Raw genomic sequence first — 4,172 nt, 5'->3', positions numbered from 1 at the left:
CGAATGATCGCGGCGTCCAAGAACATCAAGCCCGACGGTGGTGAAGCCGATGCCTGGCTGATGTCGGTGGCGCGCTGGACCTGGCGGGTGAAGCTGTCGATGAGCCTGTCGGTCGATCTGATGACCGAACTGCGCACCCGCGCCGAAGCCGAAGCCATCGAAGTGTTCGCGCGCAATCTGAAAGCGCTGCTGCTGGCCGCACCGGCCGGCGCCAAGACCACGCTCGGCCTCGATCCGGGCATTCGCACCGGCTGCAAGATCGCGGTGATCGATGCCACCGGCAAGCTGCTTGATACCGCCACGGTCTACCCGTTCCAGCCGCGCAACGATACCCGCGGCGCGCAGGCCGAGATCGCCCGGCTGTGCAAGCTGCACAGCGTTGAACTGATCGCCATCGGCAACGGCTCCGGCAGCCGCGAGACCGAAAAGCTGGTCGCCGAACTGCTGCCGCTGCTGCCCGAGCCACGGCCGCTGAAAGTGGTGGTCAGCGAGGCGGGCGCTTCGGTCTATTCGGCTTCCGAACTGGCGGCCAACGAATTCCCGAATCTGGATGTCACCCTGCGCGGCGCGGTGTCGATCGCCCGCCGTCTGCAAGACCCGCTGGCCGAGCTGGTGAAGATCGATCCGAAGTCGATCGGCGTCGGCCAGTATCAGCACGATGTCGATCAGTTCCGGCTCGCCAAGCAGCTCGATGCCGTCGTCGAGGATGCGGTGAACGCGGTCGGTGTCGATCTGAACACGGCTTCCGCGCCGCTGCTGGCGCGCGTCTCCGGCCTCAGCCGTTCGATGGCCGAAGGCATCGTCTTCCATCGCGACAGCCACGGCGCCTTCAAGTCGCGCAAGGCGCTGCTGACCGTGTCACGGCTCGGGCCGAAGACCTTCGAGCAGTGCGCCGGCTTCCTGCGCATCCGCGATGGCGAGGAGCCGCTTGATGCCTCGTCAGTCCATCCCGAAGCCTACGAAGTGGCGCGGCAGATCGTCAGCGCCTGCGGCCGCGATCTGCGCGAAGTGATGGGCGACAGCGCAGCCTTGAAGAAGATCGACCCCAAGCAGTTCATCAGCGAGCATTTCGGCCTGCCGACGGTGCGCGACATCATCAGCGAACTGGAAAAGCCGGGCCGCGATCCGCGCCCCGAGTTCAAGACCGCGACTTTCGCCGACGGCATCAACGAAGTCGTCGACCTGAAGCCAGGGATGATCCTCGAAGGCACGGTGACCAATGTCGCGGCCTTCGGCGCCTTCGTCGACATCGGCGTTCATCAGGACGGGCTGGTGCACGTCTCGCAGCTGTCCGATCGCTTCGTCAAGGACCCGCACGAGGTGGTCAAGGCCGGGCAGATCGTTAAGGTTCGGGTCGTCGATGTCGACGTCAAGCGTGGCCGTATCGCGCTGTCGATGAAGAAGGACGACGGTTCGGCGGCACCGGTGTCCGGCGCCCGTGGTGCCGAACGGGCGCCGGATCGGCGCAGCACGCAGCCGCAGCGCGGCTCGCAGAAGCAGGCGGCGCCTCAGCTGGGTTCGCTGGGTAGTGCCTTGGCGGATGCGCTGAAGAAGCGCTGACCCGCTTCCACGTAGGGCGGGCCATGCCCGCCGCGCGCCTCATTCGGTGCATGGAGTCGGCGGCCGCGGGCCGCCCTACAAGCTGACGGTGGCGCTGCGGCCAATCGCCCCCATCCCGGCCTTCCCCCGCAAGCGGAGGAAGGAGAACAACACTCGGCTCAGGCTGCGGCTTGCGCCTGCTTCGCCGAAGCGATCCGCGTCTGCTCGGAAGTCCCCGGTGCGGGCCAGCCGATGCAGGAATCGTGGGCGCGGAAGTTGCGCAGCCACCAGGCCCAGTCTTCCGGCACTAGCGAGAACGGATCTTCGTGCGCCAGTTCGCGCGCCGCCCAGACCGGCCAATGCGGGTTGGCCAGCGCCGGGCGGCCGAGCATAGCGATGTCGATCAGTTCTTCGCGGATCACCTGATCGGCAACCGACGGCAGGCCGAGATTCCAGCTAGCCGCAACCGGAATGCCGACTTCGTTGCGCAGCCGCGTGGCGCGCTCGACCATGAAGGCCATGTCCGCGAACGGTGGCGCGCTCATCTCGTCGGTGTTGAAGCCGATGCTGAGATCGGCGAGGTCCAGGCCGTGGTCCTTCATCATCCGCACGGCTTCGATCGAGTCCTCGAACTGCACGCCTTTCGGATGCAGATCGTCCGAGCCCAGACGCATGGTCAGCGGATAGCGTTCCGGCCAGACCTTGCGCACGGCGTCGATCGCTTCGAGATGGAAGCGGGCGCGGTTGGCGACGCTGCCGCCGTATTCGTCGGTGCGCTGATTGGCCAGTGGCGAGAAGAAGCTGGCGCCGAGATAGCCGTGGGCGAAGTGCAGCTCCAGCCATTCGAAGCCGGCATCGGCGGCGCGGCGTGCGGCATCGGCAAAGGCGCGGTGGATCGCCTTGATCTCGTCGCGGCTCAGCTCATGCACCGGGTAAGTGCGATGGCCGCCGTAGGGAATCGCCGAAGGCCCGACCACCGGCCAGCCGTCCGGATGATCCGGCGGCAGTTGCGCGCCGCCCTGCCAGGGCTTCAGTTCCGAGCCCTTGCGGCCGGTGTGGCCGAGCTGGATCGCCGGCACTGCGCCGAATTCCTTGATGATCGTCGTGACCCGTTTCAGGCCCTCGATCTGCTCGTCCTTCCAGAGGCCGCCGCAGCCGACGCTGGTGCGGCCATCCGGCGTCACCGCGATCTGCTCCGGGAAGATCAGCCCGAAGCCGCCGGCGGCGCGCGAGCCCATCAGCATGATGTGGAAGTCGGTCATCTCGCCGTCGGTGGACCGGTACATGGTCATCGGCGACATGGCGATGCGGTTGCGCAGGGTCACGCCCTTGAGCGTGTACGGGCTGAACAGGTTCGGCATGAAACGGCTCCGGATCGGGTGGGGATGATCTCAGGCTACGGCCAGCGACTTGTGGAAGATGCACCAGGCTGGCCCGCAGCATTCATGCCGGATCGGTCCCCACGCGAACCTAGGGCAAACCCTCAAGGCATCGGATCGAGCAGCCCGGTCATCCCCAGCGGGGAATAAGGCCCGATCAGCAATTGTTCGAGCACGCCGAAGCCTTGGCTGACCTGGCCGTCCGGCCCGGTCATCGTGGCGCTGACGAAGGCCTGGATGTGCGAGTACGGCGGCAGGTGCGTGCGGATGTCCGCGGTGCGGATCTGGTCGTAGCCGACGGCCAGTGGCCCCTTGTTCAGGCCATGCGCCCAGTCCGGATTGAAGTAGCCGAGGCCGGTCATGAAGAACGGCCATTTCACGCTCAGATCGATGCGCGTCGCATCGCCATTGCGATGCACGAACTGGAACGAGGCCGAATCCGCATGGCGCGTGCCGGACGAGATGCGCAGCGTCGAGGTGGCGTTGCGCAGGTGTTCGACATGCTTGCCGTTGCGGCCGATCACCGCGCCGACGTTCCAGGGCTCGCCGTGCTCGTCGGCATTGAGGTTGTAGAGCACGTAGCAATCGTCGAAATGCAGCGGCGACCACAGCCAGTGGAACTGCGCGAAGTTCGGCGGATCCATCGGCTGCGGATCGGCCATGCCGATTGGCCGCACGCCCCAGGACCGATCGCGGGTGCCGGTCATGCCGTCGACGACGATGCGATTGCCCTGCACCTCGATCCAGCCGCGGTAATGGCCCTGCTGCGTCAGCCGGGTCAGATCCATGAACATGCGCGGGCCGTTGCGGCGGGTGTAGCGCGGCTCTTCGAGTGCTTCGGCGTAGCCGCTGAACAGGATGTCGGCACGGATGCCGTGCTCGGCGGAATCCACCCGCACGCGCAACTGCTGCAGCGGCACGACCACGTCGACCGAGATCGGCCCGACCTGGGTATCCATGCGCTCCATGCGCAGATGCCGCGAGGCATGCAGGTTGTGCTGCACGCCATCGACGACGATGCAGAACGCCGCGTCCATGACGTTCAGCAGCGGATAGACGCCGAGTGCGGCGGCGAAGAACACGCTGCCGTCCGGGTTGTAGCCGTTGAAGAAGTAGCGGTCGTAGAAATTGCGATCGGTGCCGGCGTAGGCAATCGGCTCGGCAGTCTGGTGAATCGGGTAGTCGTCGCCCTTGGTCAGCATGGTTTGTTCTCTGCTCAGCGGATCAGGGACAGCGAATCGAGATCGATCATCT

3 protein-coding genes are annotated in these 4,172 nt (G+C 66.1%); 1 reads left to right on the top strand and 2 read right to left on the bottom strand.

Translation table 11 applies throughout. From position 1 onward, the window contains the following. A partial coding sequence (locus QZY06_RS09815; protein WP_295683498.1) for a helix-hairpin-helix domain-containing protein occupies window positions 1-1,560 on the top strand: 1,560 nt, incomplete at its 5' end. 158 nt (window positions 1,561-1,718) lie between these two features. Here QZY06_RS09815 and QZY06_RS09810 read toward each other — a convergent pair. Together QZY06_RS09810 and QZY06_RS09805 are read right to left on the bottom strand one after the other, a co-directional pair. Beyond that, window positions 1,719-2,900, bottom strand: coding sequence for an NADH:flavin oxidoreductase/NADH oxidase (locus tag QZY06_RS09810; RefSeq protein ID WP_295683496.1), 1,182 nt, complete (start codon window positions 2,898-2,900; stop codon window positions 1,719-1,721). A gap of 122 nt (window positions 2,901-3,022) precedes the next feature. Beyond that, window positions 3,023-4,120 (bottom strand): hypothetical protein, encoded by a 1,098-nt coding sequence (locus QZY06_RS09805; RefSeq protein WP_295683493.1) that lies wholly within the window; start codon window positions 4,118-4,120, stop codon window positions 3,023-3,025. Between the last annotated feature and the right edge of the window lie 52 nt (window positions 4,121-4,172).

Source organism: uncultured Nevskia sp. (assembly GCF_903885465.1).
In the GTDB taxonomy this organism is placed as follows: Bacteria; Pseudomonadota; Gammaproteobacteria; order Nevskiales; family Nevskiaceae; genus Nevskia.
This window is presented reverse-complemented; position numbering and strand designations above follow the sequence as displayed.